Origin of the sequence: Thermomonas sp. (genome assembly GCF_047606765.1) — a bacterium.
In the GTDB taxonomy this organism is placed as follows: domain Bacteria; phylum Pseudomonadota; class Gammaproteobacteria; order Xanthomonadales; family Xanthomonadaceae; genus Thermomonas.
Genome location: NZ_JASGED010000101.1, coordinates 1 through 23,455 on the forward strand (window position 1 = coordinate 1; position 23,455 = coordinate 23,455).

Here is a 23,455-nt window from a genome sequence, read left to right on the forward strand (position 1 = left end):
CGCCAGCGGGGGAGAGGGAAGAGCACGCGCAGCGTGCGAGGGTGAGGGGGAAACACCGGCTTTCGCCGACCCGTCCGCTGCCGCGCGCTTCACATCGTCCATGCTCACCGTGCCATCCGGCCCGCTTGCACGCACGCGGGCCAGATCAACGCCCAGCTTGCGGGCCATCGCGCGCACCGCCGGTACGGCCTTGATGCCGCCGACCGCGACCGCCGCTTCGTTGACCACCGCATCGCCGACCTGCATCGCGCCGACCACGGTGCCGGCATCGGCTTGTTGCCCCTCATCCGCCTTCGGCACCTTCTCCCCGTCATTACGGGGAGAAGGAGAAGCAGGTGTGTCGTGCGTGGGGCCGTGGTGATGGCCGGTGTCCTGTCCTTCCGCGCGCTGCGGCAGGCTGGGGTCGATTTCGAACTCGGCAAGCCAACTGCCGGTGACGATCACGTCACCCGCCGCGCCGGCCAGCTTCAGCACCTTGCCGCTGACTGGCGAGGGCACATCGACAACGGCCTTGGCGGTTTCCATCGAGACGAGGTTTTCGTCCAGACGGATCACGTCGCCTTCCTTGACGTACCACTCGACGATGGTCGCGTCCGGCAGGCCTTCGCCGAGGTCGGGGAGCAGGAACGTCTTGGTCATATCGGCTTCTCGTTTTTTGCCGTCATTGCCGCGAGAGCGGGCATCTTTTCGCGGACGGATGTCCGCGTATCCGGCGGTTTTGATGATGGTTGCAACGATGTAAAGAACCCGGATCCCGGCCTGCGCCGGGATGACGAAAGTCAGCGGTAGGTCATCGCACGCTTCGCGGCGGCGACGATCTTGTCGGTGCTCGGCAGGTATTTCATTTCCAGCCGGAACAGCGGGATGTGGGTGTCGTAGCCGGTGACGCGCTCGACCGGGGCAAGCAGGTCGAACAGGCATTCCTCGGCCACACGGGCGGCGACTTCCGCGCCGAAGCCTGCGGTCTTGGCGGCTTCGTGCGCGATCACGCAGCGGCCCGTCTTCGCCACCGATTCGGCGATGGTCGGGAAGTCCAGCGGCTTCAGCGTGGCAACGTCGATGACCTCGGCGCTGATGCCATCAAGCGCCAGTTTCTCGGCGGCTTCCAGCGTTTCCTTCACCTGCGCGCCCCACGTCACCAAGGTCACGTCGGAACCGTCGCGCAGCACGTAGCACACGTCCAGCGGCAACGCTTCGCCATCGTCCGGCACCAGTTCCTTGTACTGGCGATAGATGCGCTTGGGCTCCATGTAGATGACCGGGTCCGGGTCGCGGATTGCGGCCAGCAGCAGGCCGTAGGCGCGCTGCGGGGAGCTGGGCATCACCACGCGCAGGCCGGGGACGTTGGTGAAGATGGCTTCGTTGGCCTCGGAATGATGCTCCGGCGCGCGGATGCCGCCGCCCCACGGCACGCGCAGCACCATCGGGCAGTGCAGGCGGCCACGGGTGCGGGTGCGCATGCGCGCGGCGTGGCAGACGATGAAGTCCACCATCGGGTACATGAAGCCGTCGAACTGCGCCTCGGCCACCGGCTTCATACCCTGCGAGGCCATGCCGACGGTCAAACCGGCAATCGTGGTTTCGTCCAGCGGGGTGTCGAGGATGCGCTCCGGGCCAAAGCGCGCGGACAGGCCGGCGGTGGCGCGGAACACGCCGCCGTTGACGCCCACGTCCTCGCCCAGCACCACGACGGATTCGTCGTGCTGGATTTCCCATGCCAAGGCCTGCGTGATTGCTTCGATGAGGGTGATCGGCTGCGCGCTCATGCCCGGCCCTCCAGCGCGATGGCCGCATCACGTTGTGCGCGCAGGTCCGCCGGCATGTCGGCATAGAGGTAGTCGAACATCGCTTCCACCGGCTGCACCGGGGTATTGAGGTAGGCGTTGATGTCCTCGTCCACCTTCTTGCCGCACTCCTCGATCCATGCCTTTTCCTGCGCGTCGTCCCACAGGCCGGCATCGGTCAGGAACTTGCGCAGGCGCAGGAAGGGTTCCTTCTCCCATGCGGCTTTCACTTCGGCCTCGTCGCGATAGCGGCGGGCGTCGTCGGCGGTGGTGTGGTCGTGCAGGCGATAGGTGATGAACTCGATGACGCTGCCGCCATCAAAGTTGCGGGCGCGCTCGGTGGCGCGGCGCATGGCTTCCAGCACGGCGATCAGGTCGTTGCCATCGACCTGCAGGCAATGCAGGCCACCGGCCAGGCCTTTCTGTGCCAGCGTCTGCGCACCGGTCTGCGCCTTGCGTGGCACGCTGATCGCCCAGCCGTTGTTGATGACGCACAGCACCAGCGGCAGATCGAAGGCACCGGCGGAATTGATCGCGGCGTAGAAATCGGTCTTGGACGAACCGCCATCACCGCAGGTCGCCACCGCGACGCGCTGTTCGCCGCGCAGCTTGAACGCCAGCGCCGCACCGGACGCCATCAGGCATTGGGTTGAAATCGGCACGCACCACGGATAGTCGTTGCGCGGGATCTCGAAGTCGTTGCCGCGTTCGTCGCCGCCCCAGTACAGCAGCACGTCGCGCGGGCGCACGCCGCGTTCGAACTGCGCGCCGTATTCGCGGTAGCTGGGCGCGAACACGTCCTCGGGCCGCATCGATGCGCCGATGCCGACATGCGTCGCCTCATGCCCAAGGCAGGCGGCATAGGTGCCCAGCTTGCCGGTGCGTTGCAGGGCAATCGCCTTGCCGTCGAAGGTGCGCACGAACAGCATGCGCTTGAACAGCGGCAGCAGGGCCGCCGCGTCCGCCACGGCGGGCGGCAGCGGGCCGGCAAGGGTGCCGTCCGGTTTCAGGTATTGCAGGTGTTCGATCTGGAATCTCGCGGCGATGCTCATCTGCGCGTCCATGGCTGATTTGGTTTCCGATGATACTTTCGGCGTCGCGCCGAGCCATTGCGCAGTGCGTCATGAACCCGCATGCGAGAATCCGCCCATGAGCATCGAGCGCAACCAACGTCCGCTGGAAGACAGCATCCACACCGATCTGGATGGTCGGCTGACCTATGGCGGCTACCTGCGGCTGGATCAGTTGCTGTCCGCGCAGCAGCCGTTGTCCAACCCGCCGCATCACGACGAGATGCTGTTCATCGTCCAGCACCAGACCAGCGAGCTGTGGCTGAAGCTGCTGATCCACGAGTTGAGCGCGGCCACCGAACACATCCGCAATGACCGCGCCTGGCAGTTCGGCAAGGTCGCCGCGCGCTGCAAGCGGGTGCTGGATCAGCTCACCGCGCAGTGGTCGGTGCTGGAGACGCTCACTCCGTCGGAATACATGCAGTTCCGCGACGTGCTGGGGCCATCGTCCGGCTTCCAGTCCCTGCAGTACCGCACGGTGGAGTTCCTGCTGGGCAACAAGAACGCGGCGATGCTGAAGGTGTTCCGCCACGACGAAGCCGGCCACGCCGCGCTGGAAGCGGTGCTGCGCGCGCCCAGCCTGTACGACGAGTTCCTGCGCTATCTGGCGCGCTGGGGCCATGCGGTGCCGGAGCGTCACCTGCAGCGTGACTGGTCGCAGCCGCATGCGCTGGACGTGGAACTGGTGGCGGTGTTCGAGCGCATCTACGAAGACACCGACCGCTACTGGCGCGAATACGCGCTGTGCGAAGACCTGGTGGACCTTGAAACGCAATTCCAGACGTGGCGCTTCCGCCACATGCGCACGGTGATGCGGATCATCGGCTTCAAGCCCGGCACTGGCGGTTCCAGCGGCGTGGCCTTCCTGCGCAAGGCGCTGGAACTCACGTTCTTCCCGGAACTGTTCGAGGTGCGCACCGCCATCGGCCCCACCCGTGACTACGCCGCGCCGGATCAGTCGGAGCGTTGAGCCGGTCACTGCGGCAGGTTTTGCCTGAATGCGCAAGGTTTGACGCCGCTGCCGCCGGTCGGTAATCCTCGCCCGGTTCCGCGCCCCGCGCGGGCATGCAACCACCATCCACGATCAACACGGGGGAGACCGCATGAGCGGTGCCGCAACGACAACACCGGAGACGAAGATCCCGGAATACGCACAGGTAATGGGCCATCCGCGTCCGCTGTGGATGCTGTTCATGACCGAGTTCTGGGAGCGCTTCGCGTTCTACGGCATCCGCTGGGCGCTGGTGCTGTACATCGTCGCGCAGTTCTACAACGGCGATGCCTCGGGCGAAGCACCGGCGGGCCGGTTGTACGGCGCGTATCTGGCGCTGGTGTATGCCGGCGCGATTTTCGGCGGCTACGTCGCCGACAGGATTCTGGGCTACCAGCGTTCGATCCTGCTGGGTGCGATCTTCATGGCAGCCGGCTTGTTCATGATCGCGCTGCCCAACGAGCAATTGTTCAAGCTCGGTTTGGCCACGGTGATCGTCGGCAACGGCATGTTCAAGCCGATCATCTCCACGCTGGTGGGCAAGCTCTATGCCACCGGCGATGAGCGCCGCGATTCCGGTTTCACCATCTTCTACATGGGCATCAATGCGGGCGCGTTCATCGCCCCGATCATCACCCAGTACCTGGCCCAGAACGTGTTCGGCGTGCAGGACATGCCGGCCTACAAGGTCGTGTTCATCGCCTCCGGCGTGGGCATGATCCTGAGCTTCCTGTGGTTCTGGTTCGGCCGCAAGCAGCTCAAGGGCATCGGCCTGCCCAACCCCGGCAACGAGGGCGTCGCCCGCATCGCGATGGTGGCCGTGGGCGCGCTGTTGGCGATCCCGGTGTTCTACTTCCTGCTCACCATTCCGGCCAAGGCGTTGCAGTGGTACGTGCTGATGCCGATGTTCCTCGCCCTGTGCGCGCTGCTGCTGGTGGAAGGCGTCCGCAATGGCGCGGTAGCGCGCGACAAGGTGATCGCGATGCTGGTGATCTTCCTGTTCAACATCCTGTTCTGGATGTTCTTCGAACAGGCAGGCAGCAGCTTCACCTTCCTCGCCGACAAGATCGTGGATCGCGATCTTGGTTTCATGACCTTCCCGAATGCCTGGTTCCAGTCGGTGAACTCGGTGGCGATCATCACCCTGGCGCCGCTGGTTGCATGGATCTGGGTGAAGATGGGTCGGGCCAATCCGTCGATCCCGCGCAAGTTCGGCCTGGGCATCATCTTCAACGGCCTGGCCTTCCTGCTGTTGATGTTCGCGCTGTCCTCGCTGGTTGCGCCGGACACCGGCAAGATTCCGTTCTGGACGTTGTTCGCGGTCTATTGGATCCAGTCCATCGGTGAGTTGTGCCTGTCGCCGATCGGCTTGTCGATGACCACCAAGCTGGCCCCGGTGAAGCTGGTCGGCTTCGGCATGGGCGGCTGGTTCCTGTCCACCGGCATCGGCAACAACCTGTCCGGCCTGTTCGCGGCGGAAGCCAGCGGCGAGGGCGGCATGACCGTGGCGTCCGCGCATGCGGCCTACACCAGCGGGTTCTGGATTTTGTTGATTGGTGGTGTGGTGCTGTTCCTGATCGCCCCGCTGATCCAGAAGCTGATGCACGGCGTGAAGTAATCGCACTCCTCACCCGCCCCCGACTAAAGCACTCGGGGGCAGGCTCTTCGGCACCCTCTCCCCGCGTTGCGGGGAGAGGGAACGCGGGAGTATCGAAACGGCGGCCTGCGGGCCGCCGTTTTCGTTTGCGACAATGTTGCCTTCCATCGCCACGCGAGGCCACACCATGAACCGACGCGATTTCCTGCTGTCCACCGCCGCTGCCGGCGCAGTCGCCACGCTGCCGTCCGCATTTGCGAAAACTCGCAGCAGCGACAAGCTGCGGGTGGCGATGATCGGCACCGGCCTGCGCGGGCAATCGCAGCTTGGGCCACTGCTGAGCCGTGACGATGTGGAACTGGTGGCGATCTGCGACACCCAGCAGGTGATGCTGGACAGGGCGCTGGCGATCATCGACAAGGCCGGGCGTCGCAGGCCGAAGGTGTATGGCGGCAATGGCGATGCGAACGCATGGAAGGCGCTGCTGGCGCAGAAGGGGCTGGATGCGGTGTTCATCGTCACCCCGTGGGAATGGCATGCACCGATGGCGATCGCGGCGATGGAGGCGGGCGTTGCGGTGGGCTGCGAAGTCGTGGCCGGCATCACCCTGCAGGACCATTGGGACGTGTTGCGCGCGCAGCAGCGCACCGGCACGCCGTACATGCTGCTGGAAAACGTCTGCTACCGCCGTGACGTGATGGCGGTGCTGCAGATGGTGCGCGCCGGCCTGTTCGGGGAACTCGTCCACATGCAGGCCGGCTACCAGCACGACCTGCGCGGGGTGAAGTTCAATTCCGGCAATCCCGATGAGCCGTACGACAGTGGCGTCGAGTTTGGCGCCAAGGGCTTTTCCGAAGCGCAGTGGCGCACCCGGCATTCGATTGAGCGCAACGGCGAGTTGTATCCCAGCCACGGCATCGGCCCTTGCGCGATGGTCGCCAACATCCATCGCGGCAATCGCTTCACCCATATCAATGCGTTTGCGACCAAGGCACGCGGGCTGCATGACTACATCCTCAAGCATCCGAAGGGCGGTGCCGGTCATCCGAATGCGAACGTCGCGTTCAAGCTGGGCGACGTGGTGACCACCACGCTGCGCTGCGAGAACGGCGAGACCATCCTCCTGCAGCACGATACCTCGCTGCCGCGCCCGTATTCGCTGGGTTTCCGCGTGCAGGGCACGGACGGGCTGTGGATGGACGTGAACAAGTCGATCCACATCGAAGGCAGGAGCCCACCGCACAAGTGGGAAGACGCTCAGAAATACTTCGACGAATACGACCACCCGCTGTGGCGCAAGTACGCCGACAAGGCTGCCGGCGCGGGCCATGGCGGCATGGACTGGTTCGTGGTGCATGCCTTCATCGAAGCACTGAAGGCCAGCGCGCCCATGCCAATCGACATCTATGACGCCGTGGCGTGGAGCGCGATCACGCCGCTGTCGGAGCAGTCCATCGCGGAGGACTACCGCACGCTGGCCTTCCCGGATTTCACCGAAGGCAAGTGGAAGACGCGCAGGCCGATCTTCGCGCTGGATGATCGTTATTGAGATGGGCGCTGCGTGACGGGCAAGCGGAGCAAGCTCCGCTTCTACAGAGTGCGTGATGTTTTCGTAGCAGCCGAGCTTGCTCGGCTGGATGCGTGCCTCAGTCTTCCGCCGATCCGGATTCCGCCCGCAGTTCCAGTTCGTCCAGCCGGTCAAGCAGGCGGAACAGCAGGTCGCGTTCGTCGGCCGGCATTTCGCCCAGCAGGTGGCGCTCGAAGCCCAGCGCCAGCGGCACGATCTGGTCATACACCGCAAAACCGGCTTCGGACAGCTTCAGCACCGAGCGCCGGCGGTCGTCGTCGTCGAATTCGCGCAGCAAGCGGCCCGCTTCCAGCAGGCTTGCCACCGCGCGGCTGACCGCCACCTTGTCCATCGCCGTGCGCTGCGCCACCTGATTGGCGGACAGGCCGGGGAAGCGGCCCAGCACCGCCATCACCCGCCATTCGGGGATCGCCATCCCGAAACGCTGCGAATACTCGCGCGCAATCGCGCTGCTGATGCGGTTGGACAACACGCTCAGGCGATAGGGGAGGAAGCGGTCTAGGTCAAGCTGGGCGTGGTCGGGCATGGGGTGGCCTGGCGGGTTGGAAGGGGTGACTTGAGATGGTTGCACTTGAAACCATAGAATGTCCGCCTCACAGCCGAGGATCCCCGCCATGAGCGCACAGCCCAATCTTGGCATGCTGCCGACCACCTTCGAAAATCCGATGGGTATCGACGGCTTCGAGTTCGTCGAATATGCCGCACCGCAGGGCCAGGCCGGCCACCTGCATGACTACTTCAAGCGCCTCGGCTTCGTGCAGGTTGCGCGCCACAAAACGCGCCCGATCAGCACCTACCGGCAGGGCGATTGCACCTTCCTCATCAACGAAGACCCGGATAGCTTCGCCGCGCGTTTTGCCGCGCAGCATGGGCCGTCGGCCTGCGGCTTCGCGATCCGTTTCAGCAAGCTGGCCGAGTGGGTGCGCGTGCAGGCGTTGAAGAATGGCGCGGAATCCTTCGATGCCAATGACGAACTGAGCAAGGCGGTGGCTGCGCCAGTCATCAAGGGCATCGGCGGCTGCATGCTGTATCTGGTGGATCGCTACGACAGCGAAGGCACCATCCACGACCCGGACTACGAATGGCTGCCGGGCGCAGAAAAAATGCCGAAGGGCTTTGGCCTGACCTTCATCGACCACCTGACCCACAACCTCTACCAGGGCAACATGGCGAAGTGGTCGGATTACTACGAGCGCCTGTTCAACTTCCGCGAGATCCGCTACTTCGACATCAAGGGTGCCAAGACCGGCCTGCTGTCGAAGGCGATGACCGCGCCGGATGGCATGGTGCGCATCCCGCTGAATGAATCGTCCGATCCGAGGTCGCAGATCAATGAATACCTCGACAGCTATCAGGGCGAGGGCATCCAGCACATCGCCTGCTTCACCGACGATATCTACACCACGGTCGAAGCGATGCGCGAAGCGGGCGTCCAGTTCCTCGACACGCCGGATGTCTATTTCGACTACATCGACGAGCGCATCCCGAACCACGGTGAGGATGTGGAACGCCTGCGCCGCAACGCGATCCTGATCGACGCCGACCCGGAAACCAAGCAGCGCAAGCTGTTGCAAATCTTCACCCAGAACGCGCTGGGGCCGATCTTCTTCGAGATCATCCAGCGCAAGGGCAATGAAGGCTTCGGCGAGGGCAACTTCCAGGCGCTGTTCGAGAGCATCGAACGCGACCAGATGAAGCGCGGCGTGTTGTAAGGCTTTTGAGCCCCTCTCCCTTCGGGAGAGGGGTTGGGGAGAGGGTTCGGCGAAGTGAAGACAGTCAAACCACCACTGCCCACCACGGCCCGGCAACATGCCCGGCGCATGCGCCACGAATCCACGGATGCCGAGCGCAAACTCTGGGAATGCTTGCGAGCTGGTCGTCTTGATGGCCTCAAGTTCCGCCGCCAGCATCCGGTTCCGCCCTACATCGCGGATTTCTGCTGTGTCGAACACAAATTGATCGTCGAGTTGGATGGCGGACAGCACACCCCGGAGGTTGATGGGATTCGCACACGCCAGCTTGAAGCGCAGGGCTGGAGCGTTCTGCGGTTTTGGGACAACGATGTCCTGTTGAACATCGAAAGCGTGGTGGAGGCGATCTGGAACGTCGCTGGCCACCGAACCCTCACCCCAACCCCTCTCCCGAAGGGAGAGGGGCTTTAAGAGCGATCAGCCATGTCGATCCAGAGCAACGGCTACCAGTCCGGCTTCGGCAACGAGTTCGCCAGCGAAGCCATCCCCGGCGCGTTGCCGCAGGGCCGCAACTCGCCGCAGAAGGTTGCGCATGGCCTGTATGCGGAGCAGATCAGCGGCACCGCGTTCACCGCGCCGCGCCACCAGAACCGCCGCAGCTGGCTGTACCGCATCCGCCCGGCGGCGATGCATGGCCCGTTCCAGCCGTTCGCGCAGGATCCGCTCTCAAAAGGCATGTTTCACAATGATTTCGGCAACGGCCCGGTCACGCCGGATCAGTTGCGCTGGGATCCGTTGCCGCTGCCGGACGCGCCGACGGACTTCATCGACGGCCTGCTGACGATGGCAGGCAACGGCGCGCCGGCCTTGCAGTCCGGCATCGGAATCCACCTGTATGCGGCCAACCGCGACATGCAGGGCCGCTTCTTCTACGACGCCGATGGCGAGTTGCTGATCGTTCCGCAACAAGGTCACCTGCATATCGAAACCGAGCTTGGCGTGTTGGACGTTGCGCCGCAGGAAATCGCGGTGATCCCGCGCGGCATCCGCTTCCGGGTGGCGCTGCCGGATGGCGTGGCACGTGGCTACATCTGCGAGAACTTCGGCGCGTTCATGCGCATCCCCGATCTTGGCCCCATTGGCAGCAACGGGTTGGCGAATCCGCGCGACTTCCTCACCCCGAATGCGGCATATGAAGACGCCGAGGGCAGCTTCGAGTTGATCGCCAAGTTCCAGGGGCATCTGTGGCGTGCGGACATCGGGCATTCGCCGCTGGACGTGGTGGCATGGCATGGCAGCCACGCGCCGTACAAATACGACTTGCGCCACTTCAACACGATCGGTTCGATCAGCTTCGATCACCCCGATCCGTCGATCTTCCTTGTGCTCACATCGCCCTGCGACACGCCCGGCGTGGGCAACATGGATTTCGTGATCTTCCCGCCGCGCATCCTTGCGGCGCAGGACACGTTCCGCCCGCCGTGGTTCCATCGCAACATCGCCAGCGAGTTCATGGGGCTGATCTGTGGTGAGTACGACGCCAAGGCCGAAGGCTTCGCGCCCGGCGGCTGCTCGCTGCACAACTGCATGACCGGGCACGGGCCGGATGCCGCCACCTTCGACAAGGCCAGCAACGCGGACACCAGCAAGCCCGACTACGTCACCGGCACCATGGCTTTCATGTTCGAGGCGCGCAACGTGATCCGCCCGACCGCGCATGCGCTGGAGGCCACGCATCGCCAGCGCGACTACCAGGCCTGCTGGGCGGGGCTGCAAAAGCACTTCGCACCGCCACGCTAAACTGGCGCGGATGCATCCGCGCCCGCCCATCCTTGCCCGCGCACGTCGTGCGCTGTCCGAGTTCTTCCGACTGGAAGCAGCGGGTGGGTTATTGCTGATCGCCGCCGCCGCGATGGCGATGCTGTTTGCCAATTCGCCGTTGGTGCATGCCTACGAAATCTTCCGCGACACGCCGCTGGGTAGTGCCGATTTGGGCAAATCGCTGCACTGGTGGGTCAACGACGGCTTGATGGCGGTGTTCTTCCTGCTGGTGGCGCTGGAGATCAAGCGCGAGGCGCTGTCCGGGCAGTTGTCCAACCGCGACCAACTGGTGCTGCCGGTGGTGTGCGCGATCGCCGGCGTTGCCATGCCTGCGTTGCTGTTCACCGCACTGAATCATGGCGATGCCGACGCCATGCGCGGCTGGGCCATTCCCACCGCTACCGATATCGCCTTCGCGCTGGGCGTGCTGGCGTTGCTGGGCTCGCGCGTGCCGCTGGGCATGAAGCTGCTGCTTTCGACGATTGCGGTAGCCGACGACATGATCGCCATCCTCATCATCGCGCTGTTCTATTCGCAGGGCCTGTGGTGGCCGGCGCTGACCGGCGCGGCGGTGGTGATTGCGGCGATGGGCCTGCTCAACCGGATGCAGGTCACGCGGCTCATGCCCTACCTGCTGCTGGGCGCTGTGTTATGGGCGCTGGTGCTGAAATCCGGCGTGCACGCGACGCTGGCCGGGGTGGTGACTGGGTTGATGATTCCCCATATCGACACTCGCAACGACATCGATGACGAGATCGAACACTCGGCTCTTGAAACGCTGGAGCACGCGCTGCACTCGTGGGTGGCCTACGCCATCCTGCCGCTGTTCGCCTTCGTCAATGCCGGGCTTGCATTGGGGGGCATGCAGGTGTCCGATTTGTTGGCACCGCTGCCGCTGGGTATCGCGCTGGGGCTGCTGGTTGGCAAGCCGGTCGGCATCGTGCTGGCCGCGTTGTTGATGCGTGCTGCCGGCTTTGCGCGCTTCCCGGATGGCATGGATCTGCGCTCGATGCTGGGGCTTGGCGTGTTGTGCGGCATCGGCTTCACCATGAGCCTGTTCGTCGGCGGGTTGGCGTTCGCACAGGCGCCGGCGCAGTACGCAGGCAGCGTGGCCGGCGTGCTGGCGGCTTCGTGCATCGCTGCCATCGTTGGTTGCGCGTGGCTGCATCTGGTGTTGCCAAAAAAATCGGCATCTTGATGATGCGTGCCACGAAAAAAACCGCACTGGTATTCGGCGGCAGCGCGCAGATTGGCGAATGCCTGCTGGTGCGGCTGCACGAAGCGGGCTGGAACGCGGTCGCGGTTTCGCGCAGCGAGCATGCGGCTTTGCCCGGCGTGCGCTGGCTGCGCGGTGACCTGTCGAATCTCGAAGGCGCGCCCACGCAGGTGGATGCGATCTTCAGTTGCGGGCCGCTGGGCTTGTTCGCGCAGTGGTTAGCCGATGCCGATATCACCGCACCGCGTGTGATCGCCTTTGGTTCCACCAGTGCCGACACCAAGCAGGATTCCAGCGATGCCGCCGAGCGCGAAGTCGCGGCCAGCCTGCGCGCTGCGGAAGCGCGACTGTTTGAAGTGGCGCAGCGCCGTGGCATCGCCGCTACCGTGCTGCGCCCCACGCTGGTCTATGGTCTCGGGCGCGATGCCAATCTCAGCCGCATTGCGGCACTGGCAACGCGTTTGCACGGCTTCGCGCTACCGTCGGACGCAACCGGCTTGCGCCAGCCGGTGCATGCCGATGACCTGGCCATTGCGGCGCTTGCCTGCGTCGATGCGCCTGCCACCCACGGACGCACCTATGCCGTGCCGGGTGGTGACACCATGACCTATCGCGACATGGTGCTGCGCGTGCTGGCGGCGTTGCCTGCGCGGCCACGGTTGTTCGTGCTGCCGCCGCTGTTGTTCCGCGCCTTGCTGCGGGTGGCACGCATGGCCGGGCTCGCGTCGGGCTTCGGCGATGCCGCACTGGCGCGCATGCGCGAGGATCTGGCGTTCGACGCCGAGCCAGCGCGCAGGGATTTCGGCTACGCGCCGCGTGCGTTCAGGCCGGATGCGGGGATGTTCGGTTTGTGACGCTGTTCGGGCGATGGTGCCTACCGTCGCGCATTCGCTACGCCGCTCGAAATGCGGCTGCGCGAACGCACGGCGGTCTCACCATCGCAGTGAGGACTCTCACCAGCGCACGCCCAGCTTCCGGTAGAGCTTCGCCAGCACCCACGCCGGCCCGATCAGCAGGTATTTCAGGTCGGTGAAGAAACTCGGCTTCTTGCCCTCGTACAGCTTGCTGTGGCCGATGAACTGCGCGATCCAGCCCACCACGAACACGCCCACCGCCAGCTTCAGCAGCCCCGGCGTGCCATAGGCGTCGTGCAGGAAGCGGGTCAGCCATGCCATCGACACGAACACCGCCAACATGCCGAAGCCGATGGGTCGCGATGCGCGGTAATAGAACATCCACGCCCCGAACATCGCCAGCGCCGCCCACAGCCCCTGCCGCGTCCACGGCCCGGCGGAAGGGATGCACCACAGCAGCCCGATCACGCTCCACAGGATCAGCGGCACCGCGATCACATGGATGCGCTGGTTGACCGCATTGCGATGGTCGTCCGAATAGTGGGCGAACCAGTGGTCGATGGGGCGATCAGTGCTTGCGTTCATGGCCGTTCCCGCTGTGTACCCGGTGAGGATACCGCAGCGGATGGAGTGGAACGAGGCAATCCCTACTGCCTGAGCAATGTCAGCAGCGCCTTGCGTCGCGCTGGTTTCAGTGCGCGGTAGTGCGACAGAAGCAGGGCTTCATCTGCATTTTGGACAACGGGGAACCCTGCGCCATGCGCTGAAGCCGTGGTGGCACCGGAGGCCTTTGGATCCGTTGCATCAAGGAGTTCGTCCAGCGTCAGCCCATGAAGGGCGCAAAGCCTGCGCAGTTGCGGCAGGTTTGCGAGCCGGGGTTGGGCGCGCCCGGATTCCCATTTTGAAATCGTGGCCTTGCTCACGTCCAACTCAAACCCAAGCTGCTCCTGCGACCAGGCACGGGCTTCGCGAAACCGCTTCAGGCGTGTGCCGAAATGCTCCATGCGGGCATTCTGGGAAGCCCTGCAAAGCCTGTCGTTTCCCTGTATTGACAATGCCGTTTCTGTATGGAAACAATGCCATGGGGATGGTGCAAACTGCACTGAAAGGGCGTGCGATAGCCATGGGATACGCCACGAGTCCCGTCATTTCTTCAACAAGGGAGAGGACACATGATTCGGAAGAAGCTTGCAATGGCTCTTGTAGCGATGGTTGTCACGTGCGCGCCACCAAGTTGGGCGAGTGATGACGAAGAAGATCCGCCAACCGACCTGGACGGTGTCGTGGTGGTCGGTATCGCCCCGGATTTATTGGATTTGTACAGTGTTGGTGCGGGCAGTGGCAGTGGCGAATATGAGTTTTTTAGTGATACGGCAGCTCCTGTTGAGGCAGGCGAAGAAACAAATTGCGAAAGACTTCAGAGCATGACCTTCATGCTGGGATGCAGTGCGAACGGGATACAAGAGCGCGATACGCTGCGCAGCAAGAAATTCGTATGCCGCTGGAAGCAGCATGTATCAACTGCTCGAATATCAGGGGCGCAGTGATACAGGCTTGTGGGCAGCAAGTGATTTTGGCAGCGCATTGAACGCGTTTGAACTACAGTGGGCCACGGGCAGCGATCTTCAACAGATTTCGCAGGAGTTCTTCGAGGAAATTCACCGTATATGCGACTCACAGTACACAGGCGGAGCTGCACAGGCGAATGTCAACGCATGCATTCGTGCTGGCGGACAGTTCCTGGTTGAAATGGCGCAATTCATCAATCCACAGACGCGAAATACCTGGATTGATCAGGTGTTGGCCGATACGTTGCAGATCCGACCGACGTGGAGTGGAGTCAACTTCTCGTTTTCGTATAAAGGGGCATCCTCGTCATTTGGGTTCGAGTCCATCCCCAGTGCGATTCCAAGCTACAAGGACAATGTCTTCAGAGACCGGGCTTGCAAGCAGGTGCGGGATGAAAGGCGAGCCGCAGGTTGCCCAATCGCCTGATGCCTTGAAACAATCAGGATGTAATGAATGAAGAAGTTCACGCTACTGGTGATGGCGGCTCTTGCGGTTGCAGGCTGTCAGCAAGAAGCACAGGCTCCCTCTGAAGCCAAAGCCCAGCCCGAGGCTGAACCCCTGAAGCAAGTCGGCAAGCCTGCCTCGCGCGCCAATGTGGAAGCCCCGATCTCGGATGCGAATTGGGAGCGGGAGTTGGCATGGGTGGATGAAGGTGCCATGGTCGACGGGCGAACCTCCATTTCGACAGCGCGCTCGGTGGAAGAGGCGCAGTGGCTGCAGCGGCAGGGTTTCCTGACGCGCAGCAAGATCGATTACCTGAAGAGTCTCGGGCCTGCCGAGGTCGAACGCCTGGCGCGTGCGGGCAATCGCGATGCGATCCTGTTCCTCGGTGATCAACTCATCAAGGATGGTCGCGGTGATCTGGTCGTCAGGGCGCTGAACCATCTCATCGATAAGGAGGCTTCGATCCCTGCTCTGCATCTGCGCGCTCGCTACAAGACATCAAAGGTCGTGGAAGTGCCGAGTGAACTGCCGACGGATAGTTGGCAATGGCGAGATGCGGCGTTTGAGAGCAGCCGTTCCAAGATCGACGTCGCATCGGACTATTTTGCCGCATACCTGCTGGGGGACTATCGGGGGTCGCAGATCGGAACCAAGATGTTCTCGTACGAAGGGTCGGGCGCCGTCCCGCCTGCTGTCTATACGGAAGCGGCGCGCAAAGTGGCGCGGATGGCGCAGTCTGGCCATCCAATCAAGCTTGACCCCAGGCCGATTCCGGAAGAAGCAAATGGTGTCCAGGATTTCTGAGCAAGATGATGCAACTGGGTTCAATCAATGCTGATTGAAGCCAGTTTTGCATTAGAGCCAACGCAAACGGGATAAACATCACAACATGGCCATCGTTCAAATCACTGTCGGCATCATGATCACCTTTGGTGTGTTCATGATCTTCACGGCCATCTTCCAGTGGTTGTGGAACATCACGATACCGAAGGTATTCGACAACGCCAGGCAGATAGGCTTCTGGGCAGCGTTTCGGCTGCTGCTGATCGCGGGGTTCCCGTTCTTCATGCTGCTGATCAGCGGCCTTTTGTCCTCCGCTCTCACCGTGGGGTTCAGTCAGTAAGGAGGAGTCAGCCGAGCAAGCTCGGCTCTACATCACGGCAGACGGGCGTCAATCGACGGAAATCCCCGCCAGCTTCTGCAAGGCCTCGGCGTACTTGGCGCGGGTCTTTTCGATCACCTCCGCCGGCAGCGTCGGGCCGGGCGGGGTCTTGTCCCAGTCCAGTGTTTCCAGATAGTCGCGCACGAACTGCTTGTCGTAGCTCGGCGGGCTGGTGCCGACTGCGTACTGATCCGCTGGCCAGTAGCGGCTGGAATCCGGGGTGAGCATTTCATCCATCACGTGTAGCTTGCCGTCGGCATCGGTGCCGAACTCGAACTTGGTATCGGCAAGGATGATCCCGCGCTGCGCGGCGTAGTCGCGGGCGAAGGCGTACAGCGCCAGCGTGGCATCGCGCACCTGTTCGGCACGTTCGCGGCCCACCAGATTCACGGCGGCGGCGAAGTCGATGTTCTCGTCATGGTCGCCCACCGCTGCCTTGGTCGAAGGCGTGAAGATGGGTTCCGGCAACTGCTGCGCCTGTTGCAGACTCGCAGGCAGGACGATGCCGCCCACCGCGCCGCTGCGCTGGTAGTCCTTCCAGCCGCTGCCGATGATGTAGCCGCGTGCGATGCATTCCACCGGCACCGGGGTCAGCTTCTTCGTCACCACGGCGCGCTTGGCGTACAGCGCGGCATCCACGCCTGCGGGCAGCACATCGGCCACGTCGATCCCGGTCAGGTGGTTGGCGATGATGTGCGTGGTCTTGCCGAACCAGAAATTGCTGATCTGGCAGAGCATCTCGCCCTTGCCGGGGATCGGGTCGGGCAGCACCACGTCGAAGGCGGAAAGGCGGTCGGTGGCGACCATCAGCAAGGTGTTGTCGCCAAGGTCGAACACGTCGCGCACCTTGCCGCGATGGATCAGGTTCAGGCCGGGCAGGTCGGAGCTGAGCAGGGTGGTGGCCATGGGCGTGCCGGGAATCGTGGGGATGCACAGTTTAAGGCCGTGCGCCCTGTAAACTGCATGGCATGAAACGCTGGTACGGAAAGTTCTTCGGCCTGATCGCCGGCTGGCTGCTGCTGCGGCACCCGGCGGGCGGCTTGCTGGGCCTGCTGATCGGGCATGCCTTCGATGCCGACTGGTTCAAGTCGCCGGCTGACAATCCCTATCGTGTGTTCGGCCTGACCAGCGACGCCACCGACGCCGAAATCGAGCAGGCCTACCGCCGCCTGATCTCGCAATACCACCCCGACCGCCTTGCCGGTGCAGCGCCGGAGTTGCAACAACAGGCGGAGCAAAAGGCGCGCGAAATCAACGCGGCCTACGACCGCATCCAGACCCTGCGCAAGAAATGACCATGCAAAGTACCCTGCTCCAAAACACGGTGATCGCACCTTCCATCCTTTCCGCCAACTTCGCCAAGCTCGGCGAGGAAGTGGACAACGTGCTGGCCGCCGGCGCGGACTGGGTGCATTTCGACGTGATGGACAACCACTACGTCCCCAACCTCACCATCGGCCCGCTGGTCTGCGAGGCGCTGCGCAAGCATGGCGTGACCGCGCCCATCGACGTGCATCTGATGGTGGAGCCGGTGGACAGGCTTATCCCGGACTTCGCCGCCGCCGGTGCCACCCACATCAGCTTCCACCCGGAAGCCAGCAAGCACGTCCATCGCAGCGTGCAACTCATCAAGTCGCTGGGTTGCCAGGCGGGCCTGGTGTTCAACCCGGCCACCCCGCTGGATGTGCTGGCGTACATGCTGGCCGAAATCGACTACGTGCTGCTGATGTCGGTGAATCCCGGCTTTGGCGGGCAGGCCTTCATTCCCTCGGCGCTGGACAAGCTGCGCAAGGTGCGGGCGATGATCGATGCCAGCGGCAGGCCCATCCGCCTTGAAATCGACGGCGGCGTGAAGCCGGACAACATCGGCGAAATCGCGAAGGCCGGCGCGGATACCTTCGTTGCCGGCAGCGCGATCTTCGGCAAGCCGGACTATGCCGCCATCGTTGCGCAGATGAAGGCGGCGGTCGCGGCGGTGCGCTGAAGCATAACGCCGCGCTTACTTCCCGTTTTCCAGCGCACGAATCATGGCAAGCAACGCCTGTTGCTGATCGGGATTCAGCGCCGTGATTGCTTGCTGCAAGCCGGGAATCATCTTCCCGGCTGTGTCATCGCTGGCGGCTGGCGTTGCATCGGGTGGGCGCAGCAGTTCCCAAGGACTGATCCTGAAATAACGCGCGATCTTGTCGATCACGTCGATAGTTGGGTTCGCGGTGCCGTACCTGATCCGCCCCAGCGTGCCATCGGCCACACCGATGCGCTTGGACAAGGCCATCCGCGACAACGCCTCACCTTCAAGCAGCTGATTCAGGCGTGCCGTCAACGCCTTGTTCGAGTCGCCTAGCCTCATATGGCTAGAGTCCCAAAACGATCTAGCCACTTGGTGCTTGCTATTTCGTCTTTATGTGGCTAGATTCGATGGTCATATAGGTCTGGCTACGCCCAGATAGCGCTCTATTCCCGTCGGGCGGGCTGCGTTTCGCGATATGCACGAGGCGATCTCATGACAGAGCCCCTGTTCCGCCCGGAAGCCCTTGATGCCAAGCGCGGCAGTTGGCTGGGCAGCATCTCGCTGGCACAGCCGCTGCCGCTGTGGGTGATGACCGGCTTTGCGGCGCTGGCGGGGTTGCTGATCGTGCTGTTGCTGGTGCTGGGCAGTTACACGCGTCGCTCCACCGTGGTGGGGCAACTGGTGCCATCACAGGGCATGGCAACGGTGCTGGCGCCCGCAACCGGTGTGGTCGCGCGCCTGCACATCGCCGAAGGCGCACAGGTACGTGCGGGACAGCCGCTGGCCGTGGTGGCTTTGCCGCGCGCCACCGTCAGCGAAGGGGACACCGCCACGGCCATGGCCCAGCGCCTGCTGCGCCGCCAGCAGGGCCTGCAGGATGCACAGCGCGCGCAACAGCAATTGCTGGACGCGCAGGCCGGCGGTCTGAACGCACAACTGGCTGCTGCCCGCCGTGAGCTGGCAGAGCTGGAGCAGCAGATCGCCACCGGCCAGCAGCAGGTCCAGATTGCCGCAGACACCCTGCAACGCCTGCGTCTGGTGCAGGCGGAAAAGTACGTCAGCGAACTGCAGGTCAAGCAGCAGGAAGCGGCTTGGCTGCAAACCATCGGCAACGTGCAGGCCCTGCAACGGCAGGCCAGCGCAGCGCGCAGGAGCTTGGCCCAACTGCAACAGGCCCGGCAGGAACTGCCGGGGCAGCGGCTTGCCAGCGACGCCGGCTACCGCCGCGACCTTGCCACGCTGGAACAGGAACAGGTGGAAACCGAAGCACGCGGCGCATTGGCAGTGGCCGCGCCAGTGACGGGCGTGGTTGCCACCCAACTGGTCAAACCGGGGCAGGCCGTGCAGGCGGGGCAACCACTGTTCGCCCTGCTGCCGGGGGACGGCACGCTGGAAGCGGAATTGCTGGTACCCAGCCGTGCGATTGGCTTCGTGGAACAGGGCGATACGGTGCTGTTGCGCTATCAGGCTTACCCGTACCAGAAGTTTGGCCACCAGCGCGGCACCGTGGCCCGGATCAGCCGCAGTGCATTGAACCAGTCCGAATTGCAGGCACTGCTGGGCAGCGCAGCGCAGGCAGAACCGCTGTACCGCGTGACCGTGCGGCTGGCGAAACAGGCCATCACCGCCTACGGCAAACCCGAACCGCTGAAACCCGGCATGGCACTGGAAGCAGATGTGCTGGGCGAGAAGCGAAAACTCATCGAATGGGTGTTCGAGCCTTTGTATTCGCTCAAGGGGAAGGTGGGCAGCAGCTGACCTTCACCGGAGCAACCAGACCGCCGGGTGTGTCCCGGCCCCAAGGCGCAGGGGGACTGTGCTATATCGAGGGAGAAGTGAAATGCGTGAGCTTTGCTTGATGGAAATCGGATTTGTTGCGGGTGGGCAAGACAAGCCTGCACCTGCACCTGCCCCCGCACCTGAGCCCTCGCCGCCCGATGGTGGAGAGAAGCCCGATCAGGAGCAGGATATCCGCGATCCTCGTGATGCATTCGATGTTCTGCAAGATGCGTGCGATCTTCTCGGCTACATTCCGATACTTGGCGACTATATATCAGCTGAGTGCGATGTTGCAATCGCGGCAGGCAGGGTCGCAGCTGACGTGATCGAAACACATAACCAGAAAACGAAAGACGCGATTGAACAAAACATGTGACGAATGATCCGATACGCGGGCGAATGTCTGCGTGTCGATGCATTCAAATATATGGATGCCCCGCGGCAAGCCGCGGGGCATTATGGAAGCTCTGAACATGTCATTCCCGCTTTCGCGGGAATGACGAGCAATAGTGGCTTGTCCAAGCCTTCCTTAGAACACCGCAGGCTGATAGTCTGAATGAGAATTGCGATATTGCTGACTTTGGCTCTTGATGCTAGTTCATCCGCAAATCTTTCTCCGCATGTGGCGGGGAATGGGCCTGGAGAGATTCATGAGAAAAGTACTTGTGCTTGCGCTTGTATTGCCAATCAAATGCGGCGCTTCGGATTATCCCGTGTGTAAAAGGCCATGCGTTATAGAGGATGTGGATTTCTCCAATCCGGCACAGGCAATCCAGCATTCGCGATACGAGATGGTATTGGGTGACCTTGGGAATCCTGTTCCAGAGCGTCTGCCCTTACCTAAGGTCGGCTATGCGCCCGCCATTCTCCAGAAATATACGTCGGTCGTAATTGATTCCAAGGGCAAGGAGACGTACAGGGCGCGAGCAGATGATATCTCGGAAGTCAATGAATGCATCTCCAGCAAGCAGCGAATCTGCACCCTGCCTGCGCATGGTCGAACATTCGAATCAGGGGATGTAATGACGCTCGAGTTCGATTTGCAGTACCAATCGGCTTATGGGCTTGCGCGATTCGTTGCCGTCAGCTTCCTTCCGAAGCTGCATACACGGGTTGTATTGAGAAATTTCAACGGAAGCTATCTGGCTAGCGGGGCGGTCGTGAAAAAAGATGGCGCTAGCATCGTTTTTGAGGCTTCCGGAGATGCGGCGACCGCGGGAAGCCTGATCGCATCTGAGGTTCCAAGTTGGCAGTATGTTGCAGAGAAATGGCCGGCGACGGCCAATTATCATGCTGTCGATGACGTCGCCAAGGAGATATTTCGCGAAGTAGGTCGGAAAGATGAGGCCATCAGGATCGCACGAGAATGGGTGTCGAAAAATATCACTTATCAGAAAAGATGGCTGACTATCGCAGATCTTTGGTCTCCGCCTGATTTAAGTGGGGTTCTCGCTTCGAGAAAAGCAGATTGCAAGGGTATGGTGACTCTCCTCGAAGCGCTTTTGGCCAATCAAGGGATCCGTTCTGAAGTGGTATTGACAAGATTGGATTCAGAGAACAAAAAATTATATTTGTTTGACCCGGGGATACCGATGCCAGGTTATTTCGATCACGTGCTTATTTATGTCCCTGATCTTAAGCAATATTTCGATGCGACCGTGAGAGCGGATCAGCTTGATGTCGAGATTACGGAATACATGTCATTTGGCTTGAATACGAAAACCGGGGAGCTTTCTTGTTTCCAAGCGAGTGATTGCAAGGGTGTCGCTCGATACCGTCTGCCGCAGTGAGCGTGATCCACCAATCCGAGGCCGCCGAGTGCGGTCTTGCCTGTGTGGCAATGGTGCTGGCGCACCATGGCCGCCATCTTGATCTTGCGACGCTGCGCAGCCAGAACAGTCTTTCGCTCAAAGGGGCCACGCTTCAGCACCTGATTGAAGTGGCGGGGCGATACGGGCTGGTCTCACGCCCGTTGCGGTTGGAGCTGGATGAACTTGGCGAGTTGAAGCTGCCCTGCATCCTGCATTGGGAATTGAACCACTTCGTGGTGCTGACCCGGGTCAGGGGAAAGACGCTGACGATCAAGGATCCGGCAGCGGGACTGCGCAAGCTATCGCTGGAAGAAGCCTCGGGCAAATTCACAGGCGTCGCGCTGGAGTTGTTGCCGGGGCTGGAGTTCAAGGAAGAAAAGCCGAAGCCTTCTGTTTCATTCCGCCAGTTGGCTGGCTCCATCGGCGGGTTGAAACGCTCGCTGCTGCAGATATTGCTGCTGTCGCTGGCTCTGCAGGCGTTCACGCTGGTTTCGCCGCTGCTGACGCAGGGCATCATGGATCACGTGCTGGTCTGTGCCGATACGGACTTGCTGACCGTCCTGATCATCGCGTTCTCCTTGTTCCTGGTGCTGCAAACCGCCATTGGCCTGATGCGCACCTGGGCAGGCATCCACCTGTCCATGCACCTGAGCCTGCAATGGAACGGCAACGTGCTGGCACACCTGCTGCGCTTGCCCGTTGAGTTTTTCGAGAAACGCCACCTGGGCGATATCACCTCGCGCATGGGCTCGGTCGGGGCCATTCAGGGCATGGTGACCTCCAGCGCCGTGAGTGTGGTGCTGGACGGGATGATGACCATCACCACGCTGGTGGTGATGCTGAAATACAGCCCCAAGCTGATGCTGGTCAGCGTGGTGGCCTTGCTGTTGTACTTCGGTATCCGGCTGGCGACCTATCGCTGGTTCCGGCAAGCCAACGAGGAACAACTGGTGTTGTCGGCCAAGCAGCAGACCTATCTGCTGGAGACCCTGCGCGGCGTCACCAGCATCAAGCTGCTGGGCCACGAACGGCAGCGGCACGGCGCGTGGATGAACCATGCGGTGGCCACCCAGAATCAGGCCGTGCGCATCGCCAAGATGAACATGCTCTACGGCACGGTGAACGGGCTGATCTTCGGCATCGAAAACATCGTCGTGCTGGCGATGGGCGCGCATCTGGTGCTGGGCAACGTGTTTTCCATCGGCATGCTGGTGGCATACCTGTCCTACAAGGGGCAGTTCAGTGGGCGCATCACCAGCCTGATCGACACCTTCATCGGCTTCAAGCTGCTGCGCCTGCATGGCGAACGGCTGGCCGACATCGTGCTGACGCCGCCGGAGGATGTGGAAACCAAACCGGAACTGCTACCGCCGGAACAGGCGTCCATCGAAGTCGAAAACCTCGGCTTCCGTTATGCAGACGGTGAGCCGTGGGTGCTGAAGGCGTGCAGTTTCAGCATCACGCCGGGTGAATCGGTGGCCATCGTCGGTGCGTCCGGCTGCGGCAAGACCACGCTGGTCAAGTTGTTGCTGGGGCTGTTGAAGCCCAGCGAGGGCAGCATCCGCATCGGCGGGCAGGACCTGCACAAGGTGGGGCCAGCCAATATCCGCCGGATCGTGGGCGCGGTGATGCAGGACGACCAGCTGTTTGGCGGCAGCATCGCCGACAACATCAGCTTCTTCGACCCGCAGGCGGATCAGGCGCGGGTGGAGCAGGCGGCGCGGATGGCGGCGGTGCATGAGGAGATCGCGGCGATGCCGATGGGCTACCACAGCCTGATCGGGGACATGGGCAGCAGCCTGTCGGGCGGGCAGAAGCAGCGGGTGATCCTGGCGCGGGCCTTGTACCGGCAGCCGAAGCTGCTGTTCCTGGACGAGGCGACCAGCCATCTGGACGTGGGCAACGAGCAGTTGGTCAACGCGGCGGTGAAGCAACTGGACGTGACCCGCGTGATCGTGGCGCATCGGCCCGAGACGATTGCCAGTGCCGACCGCGTGCTGGTGATGGCCGGCGGGCGCATCGTGCAGGAGGTCAGGCCGGAGCGGGCGCAGGTGGCGGCGTAATCGC

The 23,455-nt window shown here is 62.6% G+C and carries 26 protein-coding genes; 18 read left to right on the forward strand and 8 right to left on the reverse strand.

The features are described from left to right. The 3 genes from QM612_RS09655 to pdhA all read right to left on the reverse strand — a co-directional run. The coding region (locus QM612_RS09655) for a biotin/lipoyl-containing protein (RefSeq protein WP_415253683.1) at positions 1-639 on the reverse strand (639 nt) is incomplete at its 3' end. Between the two features lie 140 nt (positions 640-779). Next, positions 780-1,766, reverse strand: a complete 987-nt coding sequence (locus QM612_RS09660; RefSeq protein WP_415253684.1) for an alpha-ketoacid dehydrogenase subunit beta — start codon at positions 1,764-1,766, stop codon at positions 780-782. After that, positions 1,763-2,836, reverse strand: a complete 1,074-nt coding sequence (pdhA, locus tag QM612_RS09665) for a pyruvate dehydrogenase (acetyl-transferring) E1 component subunit alpha (RefSeq protein ID WP_415253724.1) — start codon at positions 2,834-2,836, stop codon at positions 1,763-1,765. Before pdhA ends, QM612_RS09660 begins: the two co-directional genes overlap by 4 nt. 97 nt (positions 2,837-2,933) lie before the next feature. On the opposite strand from pdhA, the gene QM612_RS09670 reads away from it, so the two are divergent. The 3 genes from QM612_RS09670 (at position 2,934) to QM612_RS09680 (ending at position 6,991) form a co-directional block, all read left to right on the forward strand. After that, a complete protein-coding gene (locus tag QM612_RS09670; RefSeq protein ID WP_415253685.1) occupies positions 2,934-3,824 on the forward strand; it encodes a tryptophan 2,3-dioxygenase in 891 nt (296 codons plus the stop codon). A 133-nt stretch (positions 3,825-3,957) separates the two neighbouring features. Next, the gene (locus tag QM612_RS09675; RefSeq protein ID WP_415253686.1) at positions 3,958-5,463 is read left to right on the forward strand and encodes a peptide MFS transporter; all 1,506 of its coding nucleotides are present in this window, start codon (positions 3,958-3,960) and stop codon (positions 5,461-5,463) included. 166 nt (positions 5,464-5,629) lie between these two features. Then, complete coding sequence (locus QM612_RS09680; RefSeq protein ID WP_415253687.1) at positions 5,630-6,991, forward strand: Gfo/Idh/MocA family oxidoreductase; 1,362 nt, start codon at positions 5,630-5,632, stop codon at positions 6,989-6,991. Between the two features lie 97 nt (positions 6,992-7,088). Here the strand turns inward: QM612_RS09680 and QM612_RS09685 are convergent, their stop codons facing one another. Continuing rightward, on the reverse strand, positions 7,089-7,556 hold the full coding sequence (locus QM612_RS09685) for a MarR family winged helix-turn-helix transcriptional regulator (protein ID WP_415253688.1): 468 nt from the start codon (positions 7,554-7,556) through the stop codon (positions 7,089-7,091). A gap of 88 nt (positions 7,557-7,644) precedes the next feature. Between QM612_RS09685 and hppD the strand changes: the two genes are divergently transcribed. The 5 genes from hppD (at position 7,645) to QM612_RS09710 (ending at position 12,612) form a co-directional block, all read left to right on the forward strand. Then, entirely contained in the window at positions 7,645-8,742 is a 1,098-nt protein-coding gene (gene hppD, locus QM612_RS09690; protein WP_415253689.1) for a 4-hydroxyphenylpyruvate dioxygenase, read from the forward strand. 108 nt (positions 8,743-8,850) lie between these two features. Further along, the gene (locus QM612_RS09695) at positions 8,851-9,192 is read left to right on the forward strand and encodes an endonuclease domain-containing protein (protein WP_415253690.1); all 342 of its coding nucleotides are present in this window, start codon (positions 8,851-8,853) and stop codon (positions 9,190-9,192) included. A gap of 12 nt (positions 9,193-9,204) precedes the next feature. Beyond that, on the forward strand, positions 9,205-10,521 hold the full coding sequence (hmgA, locus tag QM612_RS09700) for a homogentisate 1,2-dioxygenase (protein WP_415253691.1): 1,317 nt from the start codon (positions 9,205-9,207) through the stop codon (positions 10,519-10,521). Between the two features lie 10 nt (positions 10,522-10,531). Next, complete coding sequence (nhaA, locus tag QM612_RS09705) at positions 10,532-11,740, forward strand: Na+/H+ antiporter NhaA (RefSeq protein ID WP_415253692.1); 1,209 nt, start codon at positions 10,532-10,534, stop codon at positions 11,738-11,740. Between the two features lie 2 nt (positions 11,741-11,742). After that, positions 11,743-12,612, forward strand: a complete 870-nt coding sequence (locus QM612_RS09710) for an NAD-dependent epimerase/dehydratase family protein (RefSeq protein WP_415253693.1) — start codon at positions 11,743-11,745, stop codon at positions 12,610-12,612. 99 nt (positions 12,613-12,711) lie between these two features. Here the strand turns inward: QM612_RS09710 and QM612_RS09715 are convergent, their stop codons facing one another. Further along, the gene (locus QM612_RS09715) at positions 12,712-13,197 is read right to left on the reverse strand and encodes a DUF962 domain-containing protein (protein WP_415253694.1); all 486 of its coding nucleotides are present in this window, start codon (positions 13,195-13,197) and stop codon (positions 12,712-12,714) included. Between the two features lie 62 nt (positions 13,198-13,259). Beyond that, positions 13,260-13,616: a helix-turn-helix domain-containing protein gene (locus QM612_RS09720; protein ID WP_415253695.1), complete on the reverse strand. Its 357-nt coding sequence runs from the start codon at positions 13,614-13,616 to the stop codon at positions 13,260-13,262. 168 nt (positions 13,617-13,784) lie between these two features. On the opposite strand from QM612_RS09720, the gene QM612_RS09725 reads away from it, so the two are divergent. The 4 genes from QM612_RS09725 (at position 13,785) to QM612_RS09740 (ending at position 15,748) form a co-directional block, all read left to right on the forward strand. Then, positions 13,785-14,159 carry a hypothetical protein gene (locus tag QM612_RS09725; RefSeq protein ID WP_415253696.1) on the forward strand — a complete coding sequence of 125 codons (375 nt, stop codon included), beginning with the start codon at positions 13,785-13,787 and terminating at the stop codon, positions 14,157-14,159. Further along, positions 14,125-14,607 carry a hypothetical protein gene (locus tag QM612_RS09730; protein ID WP_415253697.1) on the forward strand — a complete coding sequence of 161 codons (483 nt, stop codon included), beginning with the start codon at positions 14,125-14,127 and terminating at the stop codon, positions 14,605-14,607. The genes QM612_RS09725 and QM612_RS09730 overlap by 35 nt, the downstream gene beginning before the upstream one ends. A gap of 27 nt (positions 14,608-14,634) precedes the next feature. Further along, a complete protein-coding gene (locus tag QM612_RS09735; RefSeq protein WP_415253698.1) occupies positions 14,635-15,429 on the forward strand; it encodes a hypothetical protein in 795 nt (264 codons plus the stop codon). An 85-nt stretch (positions 15,430-15,514) separates the two neighbouring features. Continuing rightward, positions 15,515-15,748, forward strand: coding sequence for a hypothetical protein (locus tag QM612_RS09740; RefSeq protein WP_415253699.1), 234 nt, complete (start codon positions 15,515-15,517; stop codon positions 15,746-15,748). A gap of 48 nt (positions 15,749-15,796) precedes the next feature. Here QM612_RS09740 and QM612_RS09745 read toward each other — a convergent pair whose 3' ends face one another. After that, positions 15,797-16,693, reverse strand: coding sequence for a phosphoribosylaminoimidazolesuccinocarboxamide synthase (locus QM612_RS09745; protein WP_415253700.1), 897 nt, complete (start codon positions 16,691-16,693; stop codon positions 15,797-15,799). A 62-nt stretch (positions 16,694-16,755) separates the two neighbouring features. Between QM612_RS09745 and QM612_RS09750 the strand changes: the two genes are divergently transcribed. Both QM612_RS09750 and rpe read left to right on the forward strand, forming a co-directional pair. Further along, positions 16,756-17,082: a J domain-containing protein gene (locus QM612_RS09750; RefSeq protein ID WP_415253701.1), complete on the forward strand. Its 327-nt coding sequence runs from the start codon at positions 16,756-16,758 to the stop codon at positions 17,080-17,082. After that, complete coding sequence (rpe, locus tag QM612_RS09755; RefSeq protein WP_415253702.1) at positions 17,079-17,771, forward strand: ribulose-phosphate 3-epimerase; 693 nt, start codon at positions 17,079-17,081, stop codon at positions 17,769-17,771. Before QM612_RS09750 ends, rpe begins: the two co-directional genes overlap by 4 nt. A gap of 15 nt (positions 17,772-17,786) precedes the next feature. On the opposite strand, the gene QM612_RS09760 is transcribed toward rpe, so the two are convergent. Next, positions 17,787-18,167, reverse strand: coding sequence for a helix-turn-helix domain-containing protein (locus QM612_RS09760; protein ID WP_415253703.1), 381 nt, complete (start codon positions 18,165-18,167; stop codon positions 17,787-17,789). 123 nt (positions 18,168-18,290) lie between these two features. Here QM612_RS09760 and QM612_RS09765 point away from each other — a divergent pair, with 123 nt between their 5' ends. From QM612_RS09765 to QM612_RS09780, 4 genes are all read left to right on the forward strand, one after another. After that, on the forward strand, positions 18,291-19,556 hold the full coding sequence (locus QM612_RS09765; protein WP_415253704.1) for an HlyD family efflux transporter periplasmic adaptor subunit: 1,266 nt from the start codon (positions 18,291-18,293) through the stop codon (positions 19,554-19,556). An 82-nt stretch (positions 19,557-19,638) separates the two neighbouring features. Next, positions 19,639-19,953 (forward strand): hypothetical protein, encoded by a 315-nt coding sequence (locus QM612_RS09770; RefSeq protein ID WP_415253705.1) that lies wholly within the window; start codon positions 19,639-19,641, stop codon positions 19,951-19,953. A gap of 274 nt (positions 19,954-20,227) precedes the next feature. After that, the gene (locus QM612_RS09775) at positions 20,228-21,367 is read left to right on the forward strand and encodes a transglutaminase domain-containing protein (protein ID WP_415253706.1); all 1,140 of its coding nucleotides are present in this window, start codon (positions 20,228-20,230) and stop codon (positions 21,365-21,367) included. Then, on the forward strand, positions 21,364-23,451 hold the full coding sequence (locus QM612_RS09780) for a peptidase domain-containing ABC transporter (RefSeq protein WP_415253707.1): 2,088 nt from the start codon (positions 21,364-21,366) through the stop codon (positions 23,449-23,451). The genes QM612_RS09775 and QM612_RS09780 overlap by 4 nt, the downstream gene beginning before the upstream one ends. Positions 23,452-23,455: the final 4 nt, after the last annotated feature.

Coding starts and splice junctions, on each gene's coding strand:
- QM612_RS09675 (WP_415253686.1), top strand. CDS start 3,958: ATGAGCGGTGCCGCAACGACAACACCGGAGACGAAGATCCCGGAATAC.
- QM612_RS09735 (WP_415253698.1), top strand. CDS start 14,635: ATGAAGAAGTTCACGCTACTGGTGATGGCGGCTCTTGCGGTTGCAGGC.
- hppD (WP_415253689.1), top strand. CDS start 7,645: ATGAGCGCACAGCCCAATCTTGGCATGCTGCCGACCACCTTCGAAAAT.
- QM612_RS09745 (WP_415253700.1), bottom strand. CDS start 16,693: ATGGCCACCACCCTGCTCAGCTCCGACCTGCCCGGCCTGAACCTGATC.
- QM612_RS09730 (WP_415253697.1), top strand. CDS start 14,125: ATGTATCAACTGCTCGAATATCAGGGGCGCAGTGATACAGGCTTGTGG.
- QM612_RS09775 (WP_415253706.1), top strand. CDS start 20,228: ATGAGAAAAGTACTTGTGCTTGCGCTTGTATTGCCAATCAAATGCGGC.
- QM612_RS09740 (WP_415253699.1), top strand. CDS start 15,515: ATGGCCATCGTTCAAATCACTGTCGGCATCATGATCACCTTTGGTGTG.
- nhaA (WP_415253692.1), top strand. CDS start 10,532: ATGCATCCGCGCCCGCCCATCCTTGCCCGCGCACGTCGTGCGCTGTCC.
- QM612_RS09670 (WP_415253685.1), top strand. CDS start 2,934: ATGAGCATCGAGCGCAACCAACGTCCGCTGGAAGACAGCATCCACACC.
- QM612_RS09765 (WP_415253704.1), top strand. CDS start 18,291: ATGACAGAGCCCCTGTTCCGCCCGGAAGCCCTTGATGCCAAGCGCGGC.
- QM612_RS09685 (WP_415253688.1), bottom strand. CDS start 7,556: ATGCCCGACCACGCCCAGCTTGACCTAGACCGCTTCCTCCCCTATCGC.
- QM612_RS09660 (WP_415253684.1), bottom strand. CDS start 1,766: ATGAGCGCGCAGCCGATCACCCTCATCGAAGCAATCACGCAGGCCTTG.
- hmgA (WP_415253691.1), top strand. CDS start 9,205: ATGTCGATCCAGAGCAACGGCTACCAGTCCGGCTTCGGCAACGAGTTC.
- pdhA (WP_415253724.1), bottom strand. CDS start 2,836: ATGAGCATCGCCGCGAGATTCCAGATCGAACACCTGCAATACCTGAAA.
- rpe (WP_415253702.1), top strand. CDS start 17,079: ATGACCATGCAAAGTACCCTGCTCCAAAACACGGTGATCGCACCTTCC.
- QM612_RS09720 (WP_415253695.1), bottom strand. CDS start 13,616: ATGGAGCATTTCGGCACACGCCTGAAGCGGTTTCGCGAAGCCCGTGCC.
- QM612_RS09710 (WP_415253693.1), top strand. CDS start 11,743: ATGCGTGCCACGAAAAAAACCGCACTGGTATTCGGCGGCAGCGCGCAG.
- QM612_RS09725 (WP_415253696.1), top strand. CDS start 13,785: ATGATTCGGAAGAAGCTTGCAATGGCTCTTGTAGCGATGGTTGTCACG.
- QM612_RS09680 (WP_415253687.1), top strand. CDS start 5,630: ATGAACCGACGCGATTTCCTGCTGTCCACCGCCGCTGCCGGCGCAGTC.
- QM612_RS09715 (WP_415253694.1), bottom strand. CDS start 13,197: ATGAACGCAAGCACTGATCGCCCCATCGACCACTGGTTCGCCCACTAT.
- QM612_RS09695 (WP_415253690.1), top strand. CDS start 8,851: ATGCGCCACGAATCCACGGATGCCGAGCGCAAACTCTGGGAATGCTTG.
- QM612_RS09770 (WP_415253705.1), top strand. CDS start 19,639: ATGCGTGAGCTTTGCTTGATGGAAATCGGATTTGTTGCGGGTGGGCAA.
- QM612_RS09750 (WP_415253701.1), top strand. CDS start 16,756: ATGAAACGCTGGTACGGAAAGTTCTTCGGCCTGATCGCCGGCTGGCTG.